The sequence below is a fragment of the Streptococcus pseudopneumoniae genome (assembly GCF_001074975.1).
GTDB classification, from domain to species: Bacteria; Bacillota; Bacilli; order Lactobacillales; family Streptococcaceae; genus Streptococcus; species Streptococcus pseudopneumoniae_D.
The window spans coordinates 1-516 of the sequence record NZ_JUUO01000084.1; the positions used below are offsets into that span (position 1 = coordinate 1).

The 516-nt window shown below is 44.2% G+C and carries 1 protein-coding gene; it reads right to left on the reverse strand.

Going from position 1 to position 516, the window contains the following annotated elements:
- Positions 1-127: 127 nt before the first annotated feature.
- Positions 128-516, reverse strand: a 389-nt coding sequence (locus ADI86_RS04025; RefSeq protein WP_049531898.1) for a hypothetical protein, incomplete at its 5' end; no start/stop codon positions are given.

Sequence of the window (516 nt, forward strand, 5' to 3'; positions counted from 1 at the left end):
ACTCAGAAAAAAGTGCACGACAAATAGCCCTAAAACAGAGTCGTCTTAGAGTAAATTCCAGTTACTAGCGTTTAGTGTGAGACTTTTCGATGGTTATAAGATGTGTAGTTAGAGGGGAGAATTCCCTTTATTTCAATAAATCAGGTGATAAGTGTGTGTCTTCTGATTTGACAAATTGGCAATCCAGAAGAGCAGCGATGTCCTCGCCAAATGTGAAGGTGAAGATGTCATAAGCAGATTTTCCTTGAAACTCTTCTCGTTTCAAGGAATTGACATGGGAAATGGCTAGATTAATGTCTTTCTGAGTTAACTGGTCAAAGGAAGTACCCTTGGGAAGAATGGCTCGCAAAACCGTATGGTTCTTCTCAATCCGCCCTTTCTGGTCAGGACGGCTAGGGTCGCAGAAGTAGAGGTGAGACATCCCATCAATGTCTCGCTCAAGCTCCTCCACACAGGAGAACTCAGATCCGTTGTCCGTGAGAATGACAGGGAACAGCTGATGGAAGGCATACCCTC